Annotated in this window: 17 protein-coding genes; 16 read left to right on the top strand and 1 reads right to left on the bottom strand. The window is 45.0% G+C overall.

The genetic code is table 11. The annotated features are described in order from the left end of the window. Positions 1-75: 75 nt before the first annotated feature. Entirely contained in the window at positions 76-2,472 is a 2,397-nt protein-coding gene (locus tag ACXAGK_RS10755; RefSeq protein WP_461850848.1) for a Lon protease family protein, read from the bottom strand. A gap of 284 nt (positions 2,473-2,756) precedes the next feature. Here ACXAGK_RS10755 and ACXAGK_RS10750 point away from each other — a divergent pair, with 284 nt between their 5' ends. The 16 genes from ACXAGK_RS10750 to ACXAGK_RS10675 all read left to right on the top strand — a co-directional run bounded on the left by ACXAGK_RS10750 (position 2,757) and on the right by ACXAGK_RS10675 (position 19,394). Continuing rightward, positions 2,757-3,392, top strand: a complete 636-nt coding sequence (locus ACXAGK_RS10750; RefSeq protein WP_474856236.1) for a hypothetical protein — start codon at positions 2,757-2,759, stop codon at positions 3,390-3,392. 320 nt (positions 3,393-3,712) lie between these two features. Further along, positions 3,713-6,316, top strand: a complete 2,604-nt coding sequence (gene leuS / locus ACXAGK_RS10745; RefSeq protein ID WP_474856235.1) for a leucine--tRNA ligase — start codon at positions 3,713-3,715, stop codon at positions 6,314-6,316. An 11-nt stretch (positions 6,317-6,327) separates the two neighbouring features. Further along, on the top strand, positions 6,328-6,855 hold the full coding sequence (locus ACXAGK_RS10740; protein ID WP_474807022.1) for an LPS-assembly lipoprotein LptE: 528 nt from the start codon (positions 6,328-6,330) through the stop codon (positions 6,853-6,855). A 24-nt stretch (positions 6,856-6,879) separates the two neighbouring features. After that, entirely contained in the window at positions 6,880-7,908 is a 1,029-nt protein-coding gene (gene holA / locus ACXAGK_RS10735; RefSeq protein ID WP_474856234.1) for a DNA polymerase III subunit delta, read from the top strand. 47 nt (positions 7,909-7,955) lie between these two features. Then, on the top strand, positions 7,956-8,657 hold the full coding sequence (nadD, locus tag ACXAGK_RS10730) for a nicotinate (nicotinamide) nucleotide adenylyltransferase (protein WP_474856233.1): 702 nt from the start codon (positions 7,956-7,958) through the stop codon (positions 8,655-8,657). A 17-nt stretch (positions 8,658-8,674) separates the two neighbouring features. Beyond that, entirely contained in the window at positions 8,675-8,995 is a 321-nt protein-coding gene (gene rsfS, locus ACXAGK_RS10725) for a ribosome silencing factor (protein WP_118495087.1), read from the top strand. A 114-nt stretch (positions 8,996-9,109) separates the two neighbouring features. Continuing rightward, complete coding sequence (gene rlmH / locus ACXAGK_RS10720) at positions 9,110-9,580, top strand: 23S rRNA (pseudouridine(1915)-N(3))-methyltransferase RlmH (RefSeq protein WP_474856232.1); 471 nt, start codon at positions 9,110-9,112, stop codon at positions 9,578-9,580. A gap of 30 nt (positions 9,581-9,610) precedes the next feature. Further along, on the top strand, positions 9,611-11,527 hold the full coding sequence (mrdA, locus tag ACXAGK_RS10715; RefSeq protein WP_474856231.1) for a penicillin-binding protein 2: 1,917 nt from the start codon (positions 9,611-9,613) through the stop codon (positions 11,525-11,527). Beyond that, on the top strand, positions 11,524-12,639 hold the full coding sequence (gene rodA / locus ACXAGK_RS10710; RefSeq protein WP_474856230.1) for a rod shape-determining protein RodA: 1,116 nt from the start codon (positions 11,524-11,526) through the stop codon (positions 12,637-12,639). The genes mrdA and rodA overlap by 4 nt, the downstream gene beginning before the upstream one ends. Before the next feature lie 5 nt (positions 12,640-12,644). Beyond that, the gene (locus ACXAGK_RS10705; protein ID WP_474856229.1) at positions 12,645-13,655 is read left to right on the top strand and encodes a septal ring lytic transglycosylase RlpA family protein; all 1,011 of its coding nucleotides are present in this window, start codon (positions 12,645-12,647) and stop codon (positions 13,653-13,655) included. 411 nt (positions 13,656-14,066) lie between these two features. Beyond that, positions 14,067-15,251, top strand: a complete 1,185-nt coding sequence (locus ACXAGK_RS10700) for a D-alanyl-D-alanine carboxypeptidase family protein (protein ID WP_179983315.1) — start codon at positions 14,067-14,069, stop codon at positions 15,249-15,251. Between the two features lie 101 nt (positions 15,252-15,352). Continuing rightward, complete coding sequence (gene ybeD / locus ACXAGK_RS10695) at positions 15,353-15,616, top strand: DUF493 family protein YbeD (protein WP_269916520.1); 264 nt, start codon at positions 15,353-15,355, stop codon at positions 15,614-15,616. After that, positions 15,617-16,288, top strand: a complete 672-nt coding sequence (gene lipB / locus ACXAGK_RS10690; RefSeq protein ID WP_474856228.1) for a lipoyl(octanoyl) transferase LipB — start codon at positions 15,617-15,619, stop codon at positions 16,286-16,288. It abuts the gene before it with no gap. Continuing rightward, positions 16,281-17,243, top strand: a complete 963-nt coding sequence (lipA, locus tag ACXAGK_RS10685; RefSeq protein ID WP_179983312.1) for a lipoyl synthase — start codon at positions 16,281-16,283, stop codon at positions 17,241-17,243. The genes lipB and lipA overlap by 8 nt, the downstream gene beginning before the upstream one ends. Before the next feature lie 213 nt (positions 17,244-17,456). Continuing rightward, on the top strand, positions 17,457-18,464 hold the full coding sequence (gene ansA / locus ACXAGK_RS10680; protein WP_474856227.1) for an asparaginase: 1,008 nt from the start codon (positions 17,457-17,459) through the stop codon (positions 18,462-18,464). Positions 18,465-18,554: 90 nt separating this feature from the next. Then, the gene (locus tag ACXAGK_RS10675; RefSeq protein ID WP_474856226.1) at positions 18,555-19,394 is read left to right on the top strand and encodes a DUF2797 domain-containing protein; all 840 of its coding nucleotides are present in this window, start codon (positions 18,555-18,557) and stop codon (positions 19,392-19,394) included. The last annotated feature ends 37 nt before the right edge of the window (positions 19,395-19,431 follow it).

The raw sequence follows: 19,431 nt of genomic DNA, 5'->3' as shown, positions 1-19,431 counted from the left end.
TTTAGCCAAAAAAAACCGCATTCAGGCGGTTTTCTCTTTTGAGTCGATTTTTGTACTCGCTACTTTCGCTTAAAGCTATTCGCCATCTCCACCATTCACAATAAGGGCGATATTGTATAAACGATTTACCGCATGGTAGTTAATAGAGTTTTTAGGGTAGCGCCCTTTACTACTAATTTTGCCGGCTTCTTGCTCCATCAAAATAGTCAGCGCATCATCGACAGTTTCAACGGTATAAATATGAAACAGCCCTTTTTTCACGGCATCGATAACAGTGGCATCTAATACCAAATTTATTGCATTCGATTTAGGAATAATAACGCCCTGCGTACCGGTTAGGCCGCGGTGCTGACATAAGTCGAAAAAGCCTTCTATCTTTTCGTTCACACCGCCCACCGCTTGCACTTCACCATATTGGTTTATTGAACCTGTAATAGCCAAGGTTTGTAAGCATGGAATTTCAGTCAGCGCAGATATAAGCGCAACCAGTTCTCCAAGGGATGCACTGTCACCGTCTATATGACCGTAAGACTGTTCCAGCGCGATGTTCGCAGATAACGTTAACGGGAAGTGCTGAGCGTATTTATTACCTAAATAGCCGTTCAGCAACATGACCCCTTTAGAGTGTATGGGCTGTCCAAGCTCTACTTCACGCTCGATATCAACTACGCCACTTGCCCCGGCAAACACAGTAGATGTAATGCGTGCGGGTGTACCAAATGCGGTGTCACCAATATCCAATACGGTTAATCCGTTTACTTTTCCTACCGCTTTGCCCTCAGTGGCAATAAGCACGTGCCCTTCTTTAATATCGTTTAAAAGCGTTTGACTAACGCGGCCTGTGCGACGTTTTTTGGCACTTAATGCTGTTTTTAAATGATCGAGCTCTAGCGTGTCGGCATTCGACTTCTTGCAGAAATAGTAAGCTTCATTAACTAGCTCGATAACTTCAGCAAAATGCGCGGAAAGCTTTTCTTTGTGTTCCGCCATTCTAAGTGAATATTCAACCAGCCTGCACATGGCATTAGCCGTTATACCTTCAAGCCCTAGTGTATTAAGATGCGCGCGCACCTTGCCTACAAAGTCGAAAAGCGCCTGTCTGGTAACGGGAATTTCTAAGTCAAAATCCACTAACACTCTGAATAGCTCGTCAAACTCGTCATCATAATCTTGCAGGGTGTAGTACAAATCGCGGGAGCCTAACAAAACGATTTTCACATTTAAGTCGATAGGCTGAGGGTTTAGCGTGATGTTATTCACCATACCCACGTCTTGCTGGGGTAAATCCATGCGCAAGCGCTGTGACTTAATGGCAAGTTTCAGGGTATCCCACACAAAGGGCTGCTCTATTAGTTGGTCAACATCCAATAAAAGGTAGCCGCCATTTGCCCGGTGCAGCGCACCTGACTGTATCATTCTGTAATTGGTAAATACGCTACCATGAATGTTGGTGTATTCAATTTTACCGAACAGGTTTTGATAGGTAGGGTTCGGCTCGTAAATAACAGGTGCCGCATCGTCTAATTTATTTGATACCAATACATTAGGAAGAAACTGCTCTTCTAAAAATATCTTCTTATCAAAATCGTCACTCTTTTCCTCTTTTTGCTCTTCATTATGAATGACTAAGATAGCGTTAACCAAAGCGGTCTTGAGCTGTTTTAGATACTTCATAACCCCAAGCTCAGAGGCGTACTTGTGCTCAAACACTTTGATAAGCGGCTTAATCACGTGCTCTGCAGTCTTTTTGTCTAGCTCACGCAGACGCTCTGAGTTTTCGCGTTTCCACGTAGGTAAACTCAACAGACTTTCACTCAGTCTGTTTTCTAAGTCATCAATGAGCGTATAAAAGCCTTCTCGCTGCTCGTCAGTGAGCGATGCAAAATCAGTATCTCTTATCGGCTTGCCGTTGATGATGGGTGAAAACGTAATTGACCCACCCTCTTCGTAAAGGGCAACATCGTTAGCTTGTGCGTAACGCTCTACAGCATCTATAGCAGCGTCGTACTTTTGTTCAAACTCTCTGGAGATAGAGGCGCGGCGGCGCTGATAACCAGGGTTATCAAATGCAATAGGCAGTGAATCCAACACATCATCAATAAGTGCAGCCATATCTTTTTGAAATGCCTTGCCACCACCTGGCGGAAATTTTAGCGCTACAGGTTGGCGTTCATCATCGAAGTTGTTGATATAACACCAATCGTCGGGTGCACGAAGCTGTGCGACTTGGCGTTCAATGTAGTCTTTTACTAAAGTGAAACGCCCTGTGGCAGGCTCACCCATTACGTAAAGGTTGTAACCTTTGGTGTTAATACCTAATCCAAACGTGAGCGCTTCCCGTGCTCGCTCTTGCCCAATGAAAGTCGCGTTTAGCGCTTCATCGTCTTTTAAGGCACTGTTTACCGCTCGGCGATTTATGGTAGGTGATAGCGCGTCTACATTTAACGCATATATATTAGTGTCTACAGACATGCCTGTTCTATTTTCGTTTCTTTACTTAAGTGAAACCCTAATTAACAGCACTGTCAAACGGTTAACTCTAATAAGGCTGCTTTACGTTGTTAATTGCACAACAAACAACCAGCTTGGCGTCTTAATGCATTGATTAACGCATAAGGAACAGGCACTAAGGTTTCTGTTCATATTGATACATAGAGAAACAAGGTGTAGCTTTTTAACGGCAGTAAGTGCGATACATAGTGAAATTTAGATTAGCAAGCAGCCAACACGAATAATAAAAACCAAAGGTTAGAGTAATGACGACAATACCAAAAACACGCCAAGCCCTGCTCCTTTCAGGTTTATTGAGCGCAACATTCACTTCACCTAGCCACGCTGACGTAAACTATGCAGATAGCTCTGGTTTTTCTATCACTAACGAAAGTGAAAGTAAGGCCCCTATCGAAGCCGTGTATTCTCACTTTATTCAAGACGTGGATAAGTGGTGGCCAAAAGATCACACTTGGTGGAAGGGCACGCTTAGCATTAATGAAAAAGCCGGTGGTTGTTTTTGCGAAGTTACACAAACAGCAAGTGCGGCACACATGCAAATCAGCTATGTTGAGCCTAACAAAAAAGTGGTAATGACCGGCGGATTAGGTCCTCTTCAAGAAATGGGCTTATCAGGTGCGCTCACTTGGGAATTCAGCACCGCAGAAGAAAACGCCTCATCGAACGATAATACAAAGCACGAACCCTCACCAAAAACAAAGGTTACCCTTACCTACCACGCCTCTGGCAATATTCACTTCAACGGACAAAGAGCATCGAACGAGGACGCTGCCAATTTGGTTAAAGTTGTCGATAAAGTGCAGGCGCAGCAGTTAAATGCATTAACCGCCTTTAGCAATAAACAATTTAACGAATCGGATAAAGACAGCGCTAAGCGTTAATAGAAATGACCATAAATACGTCGCTATGTGAATTTTACGCGAGAGTTTAAGCAAGTCATCTTCGTTAACGCGCTTAAACTGCTGCATTAATGCTCACTTTTCATGCAAGCAGAAATAAATATTGCCTAGTTCAGTGTTAAGCTATTGAGGCATGGCTTAGCGCTGGGTTATTCTATTGGGCTATATGTATGTAAAGTGGGAAAATCCCACGTGCGGTTAAATGGCAATAATGCAGGAGAGGTTACAAATTCTTTTGCAAATCGTTCGCCTTATGCCGCCCCATAAACGTTTTAACTTTTTAATGCGGAAGCCTAAGTTTCATGGCCGATAATCAGTACAATCCGAAAGACATTGAACAGCGTGTTCAGCAATACTGGGAAGATAACCAATCTTTTAAAGCAAACGACGATGTAGACAAAGAAAAATTCTACTGCCTGTCGATGTTCCCCTATCCTAGTGGCCGACTTCACATGGGTCACGTGCGCAACTACACCATTGGTGACGTAATTAGCCGTTTCCAGCGTATGCAGGGTAAAAATGTATTGCAGCCTATGGGTTGGGATGCTTTCGGTCTTCCGGCGGAAAATGCAGCGATTAACAACAATACTGCACCGGCGAAATGGACATACTCCAACATCGATTACATGAAAAACCAGCTTCGCTCGCTAGGTTTTGGTTACGACTGGGACCGCGAAGTCACAACATGTAAATCTGATTACTACCGCTGGGAACAGTGGTTCTTCACACGCCTTTATGAAAAAGGCCTTGTGTACAAGAAAAATTCTACCGTGAACTGGGACCCTGTAGATCAAACTGTTCTGGCTAATGAGCAGGTAATCGACGGTCGCGGATGGCGTTCAGGCGCCCTAGTTGAACAAAAAGAAATTCCACAGTGGTTTATTAAAATTACTGACTACGCTGAAGAGCTTTTACAAGATTTAGAGCAGCTTGAAGAATGGCCGGATCAAGTACGTGCCATGCAAGCAAACTGGATTGGCCGCTCTGAAGGCGTGGAAATTACGTTTGACCTAGCGTCAGCGGTTAATGATATTGCCGATTTAACGGTATATACCACCCGTCCGGATACCTTCTACGGCGTAACTTATGTAGCAGTAGCGGCGCAGCACCCATTAGCTGAGTTTGCAGCGCAGTCTAATCCAGATTTAGCAGCCTTTATTGATGAGTGTAAGAACACCAAAGTTGCAGAAGCTGAATTAGCGACGATGGAGAAAAAAGGCTTTGCCACTGGCTTTGAAGTTATCCATCCACTTACTGGTGAAAAGCTTCCAATTTGGGTCGCTAACTTTGTATTGATGGACTACGGTTCAGGCGCAGTTATGGCAGTACCTGGCCACGACCAACGCGACTGGGAGTTTGCCACAAAGTACGATTTGCCTATTAAGCAAGTTATTGCGCCGAATGCAGGCGATGAAGATAAATGCGACCTTTCAGCTTCTGCGTTTACAGAAAAAGGTAGCTTAATTAACTCGGAAAAATTTGACGGGCTTGAGTTCGATGCGGCATTTAACGGTATCGCTGATGAGCTTGAAAACAAAGGCTGTGGTAAGCGCAAAGTAAACTACCGTTTACGTGATTGGGGCGTAAGTCGACAGCGTTACTGGGGCGCACCTATTCCAATGCTTAATTTGGAAAACGGTGAGTCTGTTCCGGTTCCTGCTGACCAACTACCGGTTGTGCTACCGGAAGACGTAGAAATGAATGGCGTAACCTCGCCAATTAAAGCTGACCCTGAGTGGGCTAAGACCACATACAATGGTGAAGCTGCGTTACGTGAAACTGACACCTTTGATACCTTTATGGAGTCATCTTGGTATTACGCACGCTACGCAAGTGCTACCAACAACGATGCCATGCTTGACCCGACTTCAGCCAACTACTGGCTACCGGTAGACCAATATATCGGTGGGATCGAGCACGCCATCTTGCACTTGCTTTATTCGCGCTTCTTCCACAAATTGCTACGCGATGAAGGCTTGGTGAACTCTGACGAGCCATTTAAGCGTTTGCTGTGTCAGGGCATGGTATTAGCCGACTCTTACTACCGTGAAGACGCGTCTGGTAAGAAAACTTGGTTCTCGCCTACTGAAGTAAGCACTGAGAAAGATGACAAAGGCCGCATTGTTAAAGCGTGGCTAACAGCAGATGGCGAAGAAGTTATTCATGGCGGCATGACCAAAATGTCTAAGTCGAAGAATAACGGTATCGATCCGCAAGAAGTTATCGACTTATACGGTGCCGATACAGTCCGTCTATTCACTATGTTTGCAGCGCCACCAGAGCAAACCCTAGAGTGGGTTGATTCTGGCGTTGAAGGTGCAAACCGCTTCCTACGTCGTATCTGGAAGCTTGTTACCGAGCATGTGGAAAACGGTACGCCAGAAGCTATTGACGTTAAATCACTGTCGAAAGACCAGCAGGCACTTCGCCGTGAAGTACACAAAACGATTGAAAAAGTGTCTGATGACTTAGGTCGTCGCCAAACCTTCAATACTGCGGTTGCTGCTGTAATGGAGCTACTGAATCACCTTCAAAAAGCGCCACAAGAAAACGCTCAGGATATCGCTATTATGCGCGAAGCCTGTGAGTCAATCTTGTTGCTGCTTAACCCTATTACTCCGCATATTGCTCATGAGCTTTGGAAAGTACTAGGCCACAGTGAAGATATCGACTCAGCGCCATGGCCACAGGCAGATAAAGCAGCTTTGGTTGAAGACGAGAAACTTATTATTGTTCAGGTTAACGGTAAGGTTCGCGCGAAAATGACCATCGCAGCTGATGCAAGCAAAGAAACAATTGAAGCGTCTGCAAAAGAGCAGCCTAACGTTCAGCAATTTATCGAAGGTAAAACCATTCGCAAAGTGATTGTTGTTCCTGGCAAGCTTGTCAACATTGTAGCTAACTAGGTCAGATGGTAATGAAAAAGCACTTACAATTTGCAGTCGCTGTGTTAGCTACCGTTTGGGTTACAGGCTGTGGTTTTCATTTGCGAAGTAGCCCTAGCCTACCCGACGACATTAACACGGTTGCCATTGAAAGTGCTCGAGCACACGCGCCCCTTGCGCGTGCGCTCGATAAACGCCTTAACGTTTATGGTTTATCCAGTGTTAACGTGGATAAAACAACCCGCTCTAATCAACACGTAAACATTTACTTGCTACCAGAGAAGTTAGAGCGCCAGTTGCTGTCTGTTTATCCGTCAGGGCAAGTTGCCGAGTACGAACTTATTTACGTAGTTCGTTATCGTGTTCAATTCCCCGGTAAAGAAGCGGTAATGGCCCAATTTGAAGTGGTACGTGACTATCAAGACGATCCGGACCAAGTGTTAGCAAAGTCTCGTGAGCTTGAACTAATGTTAAGCGAAATGCGCAACGAGGCGGCAGATATCATGATTAGACGCCTTTCTAGTCAGGCAGTTGCTGCGCCTAATGTTTCGTCACTATAAATCAAATAGACACCAGAACTCTTCATGCAGATTTATCCAAACCAATTTAGCCAAGATATTTCTAAGGCATTACGTCCATGCTATTTGGTGTTTGGAGACGAGCCTCAGCAAAAATTTGATGTTATTGAAAAAATTCGCGCTAAAGCAAAGGCTAATGGTTTTGAAGAACGCACTGTGCTTGTTGCAGAAACAGGTTTTAACTGGAATCAGTTAATTGAAGCTACGCAAAGCATGTCGCTTTTTTCTAGCCAACAGTTTATTGAATTAGAGCTACCCACAGGAAAACCAGGCACTGAAGGCAGCAAAATGCTGCAAGAAGTGGCGGCGTCTTTAAACCCCGATATTCTGTTGCTCGTTCACGGTCCTAAAATAGGTAAAGACGTACAGCGCGGCAAATGGTTTAAGGTTCTCGATGAACTGGGGGTATCGGTACTTTGCTATCCACTGGAAGGCAAGCAGCTAAACGTATGGTTGAATCAACAGCTTAAAGCTCATCAGCTTTCCGTGACCGCGTCAGGCGCCAAAATGATTGCCGATTTTTGTGAAGGCAACATGCTGGCCGCCAAGCAGGAAATTGACAAACTCGCGCTACTCTATCCGCAACAGTCTATATCAGATGAGCAAATTGAACAGGCAATGGTGGACCAATCGCGCTTTAACGTGTTCCAGTTGGTTGACGTGATGCTTAGCGGTGACAGCACTCGCTGTATCAAAATGCTGTATCGATTAGAAAGCGAAGGTCTAGAGCCAAACATTATTATCTGGGCCCTTGTGCGTGAATGGGAGCAGCTATGGAAGCTAAAACTAGCTCAGCAAAGCGGCACGCCTATACAGTGGCAAAAGTTTGGTATATGGCGCAATAGGCAAGGCTTTTATCAAAGTGCATTGAATCGTTTGAGCCTTGCACAGCTCGAAGATATACAAAACGCACTTACACGAGCTGACCATGCATTTAAACAAAATGTCATTGCCCGGCCCTATGTTGAAATGTGTCACCTTTGCATGATGTTCATGGGCATAGATCTTCGCGAAATTCCGCTGTTGCAAGCTTAAAGCCCCAATTAAGATACGGACAAGGCACGGACAAGGTAAATAAACAAGTGAGTCAATCACGCTCTTCTCAATCAAACCCACATGTAAAAGCTATCCTAGGCGGCACTTTTAATCCCCCTCATAAAGGTCATATTGGTGCTGCACTGAAAGCCGCTGATGAAGTGGGTATTGAGCACGTTTATCTAATGCCGTGCAAATTAGCCCCCCATAAGTCGGTAGGCGTTTCAGAAACCCACCGGGTAAGAATGATTGAACTTTGTGCCCAAAACAATGACAGACTTATTCCAGAGTTAATTGAACTGACGCTTCCGTCACCCTCTTATACGGTAAAAACACTGCGAGCGTTGAAAGAAAAAAGCAATGATACAATCTGTTTTTTCATTGGCGCAGATTCACTGTATAATCTGGATAAATGGTACGAGTGGGAAGACCTGCTCGATTACTGTCACTTAGTGGTTATGCGCAGAGACGACGAAGAATTTTCGCCTCCCCCTGCGATGCAAGCTTGGTTAGATCGTCATGTGACTAACGATAAAAGTGTTATTCACACGAAACCTTCAGGCCATGTAGTGTTGACCAACACACCACTGTATAGTGTTTCATCTACTGAAATTCGTGACGTATTAGCAGATGCTGCCACGTCTGACGAAGCGAATGCGCCAAACGCTTTAAAAGCTACTTCTGCCGAGTCTTGGCTAGAAGAAAGCGTATTAGCCTACATAAACGAACATCAGTTATATAAAAGTTAAGTAAGTGAGGAAAGCTCTTGGAGAGTCAACAGCTCAAACAGTTTGTTAAAGATAAAATTGACGACATGAAAGGCCGTGATGTTATCGAACTAGACGTTCGCGGCAAATCAACGATTACAGATACCATGATCATTTGTTCGGGTAACTCTAAACGCCACGTATCTTCTATTGCTGAAAACGTAATGGTTGAAGCAAAAAATGCCGGCCATGCTCCTGGGAGTGTAGAAGGTAAAGAAACAGGTGAATGGGTTCTTGTGGATTTTGGTGATGTTATCTTGCATGTTATGCAGGACGAAACCCGTGACTTCTATCAGTTAGAAAAGCTGTGGGCGCAGTAATTTAGACGCTGGCTAGAAATACATAGCTACACGGTCGATAAAGGCCATACCTCATTAGCGTATGGCCTTTATTGTATAAAAGAAAAACTCATTCCTGCGGTAAGGGTATATTAAGTGCGTATACAAATTGTGGCGGTCGGAACAAAGATGCCAGGCTGGGTTAACACAGGCGTTGAAGAATTTATTCGTCGATTCCCCAGCGATATGCCGGTGTCATTTACTGAAATTCCTGCCGGTAAACGGGGTAAGAACGCCGATATAAAGCGCATTTTAGAGAAAGAAGGCGAGCAAATGCTGGCTGCTATTCCTAAAGGAAACCGCATTGTTACCTTAGAAGTAACGGGTAAGCCTTGGGACACCCCTACACTGGCTAAACAACTCGACAATTGGAAAATGGACGGGCGCGATGTAAGCCTTCTTATCGGCGGGCCTGAAGGATTGGCGCCTGAGTGTATTGCGGTGTCTGAGCAAAAATGGTCCTTATCGGCTCTCACGCTTCCCCACCCTCTTGTTCGAATTATCCTTACCGAAAGCCTATACCGCGCATGGTCGGTCACGCAAAACCACCCGTACCACCGTGAATAAGAAACCGCTACACTAATGCAAAGGAAGTCAATGCCTCGAAAACGACAAGCAATTCGCGATCATTCAGCTGAGGCGAACTTGTTCGCTCGCCGCGCGACTATCGCTTTTATTATCGTTGTAGCCATGTTGGGCATTGTGCTAAACAACCTTTATTCGTTACAGGTTACCCAATTTGAAGATTACCAAACCCGCTCTAACGGTAATCGAATCAAAGTTTTACCCATAGCGCCCAATCGCGGTCTTATTTACGACCGAAATGGTGTACTTTTAGCGGAAAACCGCCCGGTTTTTAGCCTGGAAGTCATTCCCGAACAGGTCGATGATATTGACCAAACCCTTGCCGATTTAACCGAATTAATGGACATCACAAGTGATGAGTTAGAGCGCTTCCAGTCCACACTTAAGGGAACCCGTCGATTTAAACCCGTAGCCCTTCGCACACAATTAAGCGAAGAGGAAGTCGCGCTTTTTTCTGCCAGTAAACACAAGTTTCCTGGCGTACAAATTGAAGCCCGTCTAGCTAGGCATTATCCGTACAAAGAAACCCTCACTCACGCGCTTGGTTATGTGGCACGTATTAATAAACGCGACTTGCAAAAGCTTGTTGAAGCAGGACAAGAAGATAATTACGCGGCAACTCACGACATTGGCAAGTTAGGCATTGAGAAATACCACGAAGAACTGCTGCACGGTAAAGTTGGTTATCAACAGGTTGAAGTAAACAATCAAGGCCGCATCATTCGGGTGTTGAGTGTTGAACCGCCAACGCCGGGCAAAGATATAGTGCTTAACTTAGACCTAGAGCTTCAATTAGAGGCTCAGCGAATAATAGAAGGTATGCGCGGCGCAGTAGTTGTAACCGATGTTAAAACCGGTGGCGTGCTTGCCCTATACTCTAACCCCAGCTACGACCCAAATTTATTCGTGCACGGTATCAGCAGTAAAAATTATTCTGCGCTGTTAAATTCACCAGACCGGCCACTTATTAACCGTGCTACTCAAGGTCAATATCCGCCTGCTTCTACCATCAAACCTCATTTAGGTTTTGTTGGTCTTGAAGAAGGCGTTATTACAAAAGACTATACGGTTAACGATACAGGTCGCTATAAATTACCTAATGTATCCCACGTGTGGCGTGACTGGCGTCGTTGGGGCCATGGTAAAGTAGATGTCTCGAAAGCCATTGAGGTGTCTTGTGATACTTACTACTACGAACTGGCCTATAAATTAGGTATCGATAAGATTAGTGAGTCTATGTATGAATTCGGCTTCGGAGATTTTACCGGTATCGATCTTTATGAAGAATCTGACGCAAATATGCCAAGTCGCGGCTGGAAGCGCGCACGATTCAATCAGCCTTGGTACATTGGCGACACTATACCTGTAGGTATAGGCCAAAGTTACTGGACCACTACCCCTGTGCAATTGAACACATCAGTTAACACCTTAATCAATGCCGGCGAACGCTATATCCCTCAAATTATTCGTGGCTATATGAATACAGATAGCACTGTTGACCTTATCCCACTTAAGTCGCTTCGGCCTATAGAGATTAAAAACCGTGAAAATTTAGACGTGGTATTAAACGCCATGCGCGATGTGGTAAGTGGCGATGAAGGCGGAGCACGCCATGCGTTTGCAGACACACCTTATGATTCAGCGGGTAAAACAGGTACAGCGCAGCTCTTTACTGTTGGCCAAAATGAAGAATACGATGCGGAAAAAATAGATGAGCGCCTTCGCGACAACGCCATGTACGTAGGGTTTGCTCCTTTTGATGACCCAGAAATATCAGTAACTGTGGTACTTGAAAACGTAGGTGGTGGTAGTAAGAACGCAGCGCCTGTCGCGCGTCAAATCATGGATTTCTATTTCAGAGATCGTGTCTTTGAAACTGTAAAAGCTGACTCGGCAAACAGTGACAATAAATTAGGGACAAACCAGTGAAACGAACCACCATTAACCCTAATAAAATAAGTTTTCTTCAGCGCATTCATATCGATGGCTGGCTGCTCGTTGGTCTACTAGTGTTAAGCTGCGTTGGATTATTTACGCTCTATTCTGCATCTGGACAAGATATGGAGCAAATGGAGCGTCAGTTTATCAGACTGGGTTTTAGTTTTATTGTCATGTTCGGCCTAGCCCAAGCCCCATTGGGCGTGTTTAGGTTTTTCTCAACCTATGCCTATGCTGCTGGCCTATTAATGCTTATAGCCGTATTGCTGTTTGGCGACATGGGTAAAGGCGCACAGCGCTGGCTCGATTTAGGCTTTATTCGTTTTCAGCCCTCTGAATTAATGAAGCTTGCCGTACCTATGATGGTGGCGTGGTATATTAGTAAATTCACCATGCCGCCTCGCACCACACATATCATTGTTGGCTTTGGCCTAGTGGTTGTGCCCACCATCTTAATTGCTAAGCAACCCGATTTAGGAACTTCACTGCTGATTGCGAGTTCAGGCATCTTTGCCATATTTCTAGCAGGTATGAGTTGGCGTCTTATTTCAATAGTCGGCGGGCTTATCGGTGCATTCGCGCCTGTTATGTGGTTTTTCTTAATGAAAGACTATCAGAAGCAACGGGTTCTCACCTTTTTGAACCCAGAGAGTGACCCTCTCGGTTCTGGCTACCACATTATTCAATCTAAAATTGCCATTGGTTCAGGCGGTGTCGACGGCAAAGGCTGGCTGCAGGGTACCCAATCGCAGCTAGAGTTTTTGCCAGAACGCCATACCGACTTTATTTTTTCTGTATTTAGTGAAGAATTTGGTCTTACCGGTGTCATGTGCTTAATGGCAATTTACATTTTTATCATTATGCGCGGACTGATCATCTCCAGTCGCGCACAGGATGCTTACGCGAAACTACTCGGCGGTAGTATCACGCTTACCTTTTTCGTTTATGTGTTTGTGAATATGGGCATGGTGTCCGGATTGCTCCCTGTGGTAGGCGTCCCCCTCCCCCTAGTGAGTTTTGGTGGAACATCTATGGTGACTTTGATGGCAGGTTTTGGCATTCTTATGGCCATTGCTACTCAAAAACGTTTAATGTCTAGATAACTTGTATGTTGCAGCGCCTTTTTCCGGTACTTAATTTAGTTAATGTAAGCTCATTTCAAGCAAGATTGGCAAACGCAGGTTTTGTAAGCCAACACTTATTGCGTTGGGCTGTGGCTGTTATTACGGCCATTGTATTAGTAGGGTGTCAAAGCGCGCCTTCTCAATCTAGCCGCTACACTCAAAAGCAAGATTCGGCACCAAAACACGTTGCAAAAAAACCTGAGACATTAGACGCGGTACCGAAGTACGAAGCCTATCGCATGTTCAACAGCAGGCCCTACAAGGTGCTTGGTAAACACTATACCCCTATGAATGACGGTAAAGGCTATGAAGAGGTAGGCTATGCGAGTTGGTACGGTCAAAAGTTTCATGGTCATTTAACCTCAAACGGTGAAACCTATAACATGTTTGCTATGAGCGCTGCTCATAAAACACTGCCGCTTCCCTCTTATGTACGCGTAACTAATTTGGAAAACAACAAGCAAGCCATAGTTCGCGTTAACGACCGCGGTCCGTTTCACGATAACAGGATCATAGACTTATCTTACGCCGCCGCAGTGAAGCTTGGCTATCACAGTAAAGGTACTGCAAAAGTTAAATTGGAAGTTATCCATTTTGATGAACAAAACAATGTTACGGTAGGCAATAACCCAACGGTGACCTACGATGAGTACTTAGGCATAGCTGTAGCTCCTCCTTCAGAAGTAGCCAGTACGTCGCCTAAGCCCCCTCTCGATTCAGCGGCAGCTGATAAAACAGCAAGTATACCAAGCAGCAATACAGTGGCCGACGCTGTCTACATACAAGTTGCTGCGCTCTCAAACGCGGAAAAGGCGAAATCCATTTCCAACGTACTGTCAGCCTTGTATCAAATTCCCGCTCACTTGCCGGTGGCTGATAACATTTATAAGCTCCAGCTTGGGCCTATTCACGACGAAGCTGTCGTGGCAGAGGTGCTCGAGCAGTTAAAGCAAAACGGATACCCTAACGCTTACGCAATTACACAAACGCTATAAACTGTAAACGGGTTATCAGTAGCCAGTCTTCTTGTACAGTGTTGTTCATACCCACTAAAGGTTGCCAACACCCACAAATAAATAAGAACTTGTTATCTCGCCAATGTATGCCCGTTTATAAAATCATCAACATTGTGGCAGCTTTGTGTCATTCAGCAGGCAATATCACGGTTTCTTCGTCTTATCCCTACTATCCCTTAAACTTTTTTGATAAAACCTAGTCTTATAAGCAGCCTTTCGTTAAGATCTCTTATTGCCCCACTAAAATATGGGTAAATAGTCAGAGTTCGGATACGAACTGGATAAAAGCTAAAATTGGGTAGCCATGTTTTAAGGTATTCGCTTCGCGGTTATCGCAATAACAAGGTAAGCTTTAACTCACACGGATAAACGGTCAAAGAAATTAGAACCATGCTCAGAATAATTCAACGCGCTAAACCGTCATTACTTTCATTTGCCTTTTTGGTAATGGGGACATTACTGCATACAGCTAACGCTGCGGTAGTGACACCGCCAGCACCCACTGTAGCTGCAGAAGGTTTTTTACTTACCGACTATGAAACCGGTAATGTTATTGCTTCAAAAAACGCAGATATGCAACTTGCGCCAGCAAGCTTAACCAAAATCATGACAATTTATGTCATTGGTAAAGAGCTTCAAGCAGGCAACATTAGTCTAGACGATGAAGTCACTATTTCTGAGAATGCATGGGCAAAGAAATTCCCAGATTCATCAAAAATGTTTATCGAAGTAGGTACGCAGGTTTCTGTAAGTGATTTGCTTCGCGGTATCGTTGTACAGTCAGGAAACGATGCCTGTGTTGCAATGGCCGAACACGTTGCAGGCTCTGAATCTGCGTTTGCTAGCATGATGAACGCTCACTCAGCATCACTTGGTATGACAAGTTCTCACTGGGTAAACGCGCATGGTTTGCACGACCCAGACCACTACACTACACCACGTGACATGGCTGTTTTGTCTCGCGCGCTTATTGCTGAGACACCAGAAATGTACAAAATTTACAGCGAAAAAGAATTTACCTATAACGGTATTAAGCAATACAACCGCAACAGCCTACTGTGGGATAAAAGCTTAAACGTTGACGGTATCAAAACTGGCCACACGTCAGACGCGGGTTACAGCCTAATCACATCGGCGGAACAAGGCGGAATGCGCCTAATCTCAGTAGTTATGGGTACAGACAGCGAACGCGCGCGTAAGGTAGAAAACAAGAAGCTGCTTAAATACGGCTTCCGTTTTTACGAAACACTTACGCCATATGAAGCTGGTCACAGTTTTGTAGCGCACCGTATCTACATGGGTGATAGAGAAACTGTAGACCTTGGAATTAATCAATCTACCCCCATTACTATCCCGCGCGGTCAGGCGGCAAACTTAGAAGCTAACTTTGAGCTTGACGACAAGCTAGAAGCACCACTTGCAAAAGGCCAAGTTGTTGGGAAACTTTACCTACAGCTAGATGGTGAAGATGTAGCGAGTTACCCTTTGGTAACACTTCAAGAAGTAAAAGAAGGTAGCTTCTTTAACCGCGCTAAAGACTACATTATGCTTCAGCTAGGTTTTGACGACGAGTAAGTTACCATACTGAAAACGTTAAAAAGCTAGTTGTGAAGCGGCCAGATTTGTTACAATCTGGCCGTTTTTTTATATGATATTTTAAGTACCAAGGATATCGCATGGATACCCGTTTCGACGAACTACTAGATTTTCCAACAAACCAAACCTTTAAAGTAATGGGCGTTGCCCACGAAGACCTACCAGAACAGGTAGTAGGATGTCTTCAACAGCATGCACCTGGCGACTATTCACCTACGGTGAAACCAAGCAGTAAAGGTACTTACCACTCGGTGTCTGTTAGCGTACGTGTTACCAGTAAAGAGCATATGGAAACCATTTACACTGAGTTAGCTAAATTAGAGCTTGTTAGGGTTGTACTTTAAGTGAATGAGCAGTCGACATCGGCTACCGTAGATGGCGTTATTGTACGCCAGCTAGGTCGTCAGCCTTATGCGCCAATATTTGAAGCGATGAAACGCTTTACTGATGAGCGCGACCAGAATACTCCAGATGAAATATGGCTTGTGGAACACGATGCGGTATTTACTCAAGGCCAGGCGGGTAAGGCTGAGCACATATTGATGCCTGGCGATATACCGGTGGTTCAGGTAGACCGTGGCGGTCAAGTTACCTACCATGGCCCAGGTCAGCAAGTCATTTATTTGATGCTTAACATAAAGCGCCGCAAGCTGGGCGTACGTCATTTAGTCACTGCAATGGAAGAAGCAGTGGTCGGACTACTTGCCAAGTGTGACGTCAAGGCTTATCCAAAGCCCGACGCGCCTGGGGTATACGTCGACGAGAAGAAAGTCTGTTCGCTAGGTTTAAGAATACGTAATGGCTGCTCGTTTCACGGTTTGGCTTTAAATGTTAATATGGACCTATCACCGTTTCAGCGTATCAACCCATGTGGTTACGCCGGTATGGAAATGATCGATACCGCGCGCCTTAATGGTCCAACGACACTTGAAACCGCTGGTAAGGAATTAACGCACCTATTGCTAGAAGCGCTTTCCCTTGCACAGCCAACATATAAAGAAGGTTTTGATGAGTAACGCACGACCTCAAGCGGGGGTAAAACTTCGCGATGATGAAAAAGTAAAACACATACCCGTCACCATTATTCCTACAGAAAAGGAAGAAATGCTGCGTAAGCCTGAGTGGATCAAAATCAAACTTCCTCGTACTACCGAGAAAATTGACCACATCAAGAAAACGCTGCGCAAAAACAATCTTCACTCTGTGTGTGAAGAAGCAAGCTGCCCTAACCTAGCGGAGTGTTTTAATCACGGTACCGCCACCTTCATGATTTTAGGTGACATTTGTACCCGTCGATGCCCTTTCTGCGATGTGGCCCATGGTAAGCCGCTTCCACCTAGCGCCGAAGAACCTGAAAAACTGGCTAAAACCATCGCTGAAATGAACCTGCGTTATGTGGTGATCACTTCGGTTGACCGCGATGACCTTCGTGACGGCGGTGCTCAACATTTCGTAGACTGCATTAACGCAATTCGCGAACACAGCCCTTCGACAACCATTGAAGTGTTAGTCCCTGATTTCCGTGGTCGTATGGACCGTGCGCTTGAAATTTTCAAAAACGGCGTACCCGACGTATTCAACCACAACCTTGAAACCATTCCGCGCTTATACCGCGAGTGTCGTCCAGGGGCAAACTATCAGTGGTCACTGGACTTACTTAAAAAGTTCAAAGCACAGCACCCAGATGTTATGACGAAGTCAGGCCTTATGATGGGAATGGGTGAAGAAAACGAAGAGATTCAAGGCGTACTTGATGACTTGCGTGCTCACGACGTTGATATGCTAACTTTAGGTCAATACCTTCAGCCAAGCCGACACCACTACCCGGTTAAACGTTATGTTCACCCGAAAGAATTCGATGCTCTAGGTGACTATGCTAAAGAGATTGGCTTCACCCACGCAGCATGCGGCCCAATGGTTCGCTCTAGCTACCACGCCGACCAACAGGCAGCGGGCAAGGAAGTGAAATAAGACTTAGTTAAACAGTTGTGGCTAATTCATAACTAGCTCATTTACGTTACTTCGTAACGAAAAAAGGCAAACTAAAAAATGCGACATAAAGCGGTGGTCTCCACCGCTTTTTTTATGCCCCTATTTCTGGGTGACAAACCCGTAGGTCTTGTTAGAATGCCCTCAAAATACGCAGTCCCTTTTTTAAGGGCTTTGAAGGGTAAGAGCATTTTCATGCGCAAACATATTTATATCGCCTATACAGGCGGAACAATTGGTATGAAGCCATCTAAACAGGGCTACGTTCCAGCCGCCGGCTTCCTGTCAGACACGCTTAAAAATATGCCTGAGTTTCATCGTTCGGAGATGCCCCTTTTTACGCTCCATGAATACGACAATCTCATTGATTCTTCAGATATGGATCCCACGGATTGGCAGCGTATTGCCGATGATATCGCCGACAACTACGACAAGTACGACGGCTTCATTATACTGCACGGCACTGACACAATGGCTTACACCGCCTCAGCGCTAAGTTTCATGTTAGAGGATTTGTCCAAGCCAGTAATAGTAACTGGGTCACAAATCCCTTTAGCAGAACTTCGTTCAGACGGCCAAGTTAACCTACTCAATGCGTTATTTGTAGCCGCGAATTTTCCTATCGCTGAAGTCGGGCTTTTCTTTAATAACCGACTTTTACGTGGTAACCGAAGCCGTAAAGTGGATGCAGATGGATTTAGCGCATTCGACTCGCCTAACTTCCCTCCTCTATTGGAGGCTGGCATTAATATCCGCCTTAAAGCAGGAGAACTAGCAAAAGCGCCCACTAACAGCTTAACCGTATCTAATGTGTCAGCACAGCCTATCGGCATGGTGAGTTTATACCCGGGCATTGCACCAGAGGTAATTAAAAACACCCTGCAGCAGCCTGTAAATGCGCTGATCTTACTTAGCTACGGGGTGGGGAATGCCCCCCAGAACCCAGAGCTTATTGCGCAGCTTAAATACGCTAAATCTCGTGAGATACCGGTTTTAAATTGCACCCAATGTATGCGAGGTCGCGTGAATATGGGTGGTTATGCAACAGGACACGGTTTGCAGGAAGTGGGCGTTTTGTCAGGTAGCGATATGACCCCTGAGGCCGCTCTTGCCAAACTGCACTACTTATTAAGTAAAGGGCTTTCTTTTGAAGAAGTGTGCAAGTTACTAACGCAAAATCTGCGTGGCGAATTAAGCGACTAAGCTTGTATAAAAGGCCAATGCTGAAGGTATTGCTAAAACCTTGGTAATAATGCCAAGTTAGAAAGATTTCAAAGATTAAAGGTTTAAAAAGTGACAACAAACTATTCGGGTATGCTGAAAAAGATGCGTACCTCTGCTGATGAAAACAACAAAGTTAATTATACACTGCCTATTGGCGATGCATTGCTAGATATTAACGAGCTTATCGGTAAAGAGGTATCCGTTACTTTTTCGGGTGAGATTAATTGTGTTCATTGTAACCGCAAAACGAAGAAGAGTTTTAACCAGGGGTATTGCTACCCCTGCCTAATTTCACTTGCTCAATGCGACAGTTGTATTATTAAACCAGAAAAGTGCCACTACCACGAAGGTACGTGTAGAGAGCCTCAATGGGGCGAAGAACATTGCTTTAGCGAACACTTTGTTTATTTGGCAAATACCGGCACCGTAAAAGTAGGTATTACCCGTCAAGTCACAGATGGCGTATCTACACGCTGGATGGACCAAGGTGCAACCCAGGCTACGGTTATGTTGCGCGTGCCTGACAGGCTGACAAGCGGGTTAGTTGAAACCTTATGCAAAGACCATGTTGCCGACAAGACCAATTGGCGCACAATGCTTAAAGGAAAGCCCGATGAGGTCGACTTAGAGCAGGTCAAATCAGAGCTGATGAGCAAAATTGAAAATGATTTAGAGGCGTTAAAACAAGAGAAAGGACTTCAGGCCGTTTCAGAAGTGTCTACGCCGATACACGACATTCACTACCCTGTAGAAGAGTACCCAGTTAAGATAAAATCTTTGAATCTTGATAAGGACCCGTCGTTTAGCGGCGTGTTGCAGGGGATTAAAGGTCAGTATTGGATGCTAGACGGTGACCGCGTTATCAATATAAGAAAGTTCGCTGGCTACAACGTAGATCTATCGTTTTAAAACGTCTGCCAGGTCTGTTGTTAGATCTGGTGTTAGG

It is taken from the genome of Alteromonas sp. ABM1_013 (assembly GCF_056160505.1).
The sequence above is the reverse complement of the archived record's forward strand: the minus strand, read 5'-3'. Positions and strand labels throughout refer to the sequence as shown.

Bases quoted from the DNA above. Each gene is read 5' to 3' on its own strand.
- ACXAGK_RS10740 (WP_474807022.1), top strand. From the start codon at position 6,328: ATGAAAAAGCACTTACAATTTGCAGTCGCTGTGTTAGCTACCGTTTGG.
- leuS (WP_474856235.1), top strand. From the start codon at position 3,713: ATGGCCGATAATCAGTACAATCCGAAAGACATTGAACAGCGTGTTCAG.
- holA (WP_474856234.1), top strand. From the start codon at position 6,880: ATGCAGATTTATCCAAACCAATTTAGCCAAGATATTTCTAAGGCATTA.
- ACXAGK_RS10750 (WP_474856236.1), top strand. From the start codon at position 2,757: ATGACGACAATACCAAAAACACGCCAAGCCCTGCTCCTTTCAGGTTTA.
- ACXAGK_RS10700 (WP_179983315.1), top strand. From the start codon at position 14,067: ATGCTCAGAATAATTCAACGCGCTAAACCGTCATTACTTTCATTTGCC.
- ansA (WP_474856227.1), top strand. From the start codon at position 17,457: ATGCGCAAACATATTTATATCGCCTATACAGGCGGAACAATTGGTATG.
- ACXAGK_RS10755 (WP_461850848.1), bottom strand. From the start codon at position 2,472: ATGTCTGTAGACACTAATATATATGCGTTAAATGTAGACGCGCTATCA.
- ACXAGK_RS10705 (WP_474856229.1), top strand. From the start codon at position 12,645: ATGTTGCAGCGCCTTTTTCCGGTACTTAATTTAGTTAATGTAAGCTCA.
- mrdA (WP_474856231.1), top strand. From the start codon at position 9,611: ATGCCTCGAAAACGACAAGCAATTCGCGATCATTCAGCTGAGGCGAAC.
- ybeD (WP_269916520.1), top strand. From the start codon at position 15,353: ATGGATACCCGTTTCGACGAACTACTAGATTTTCCAACAAACCAAACC.
- lipA (WP_179983312.1), top strand. From the start codon at position 16,281: ATGAGTAACGCACGACCTCAAGCGGGGGTAAAACTTCGCGATGATGAA.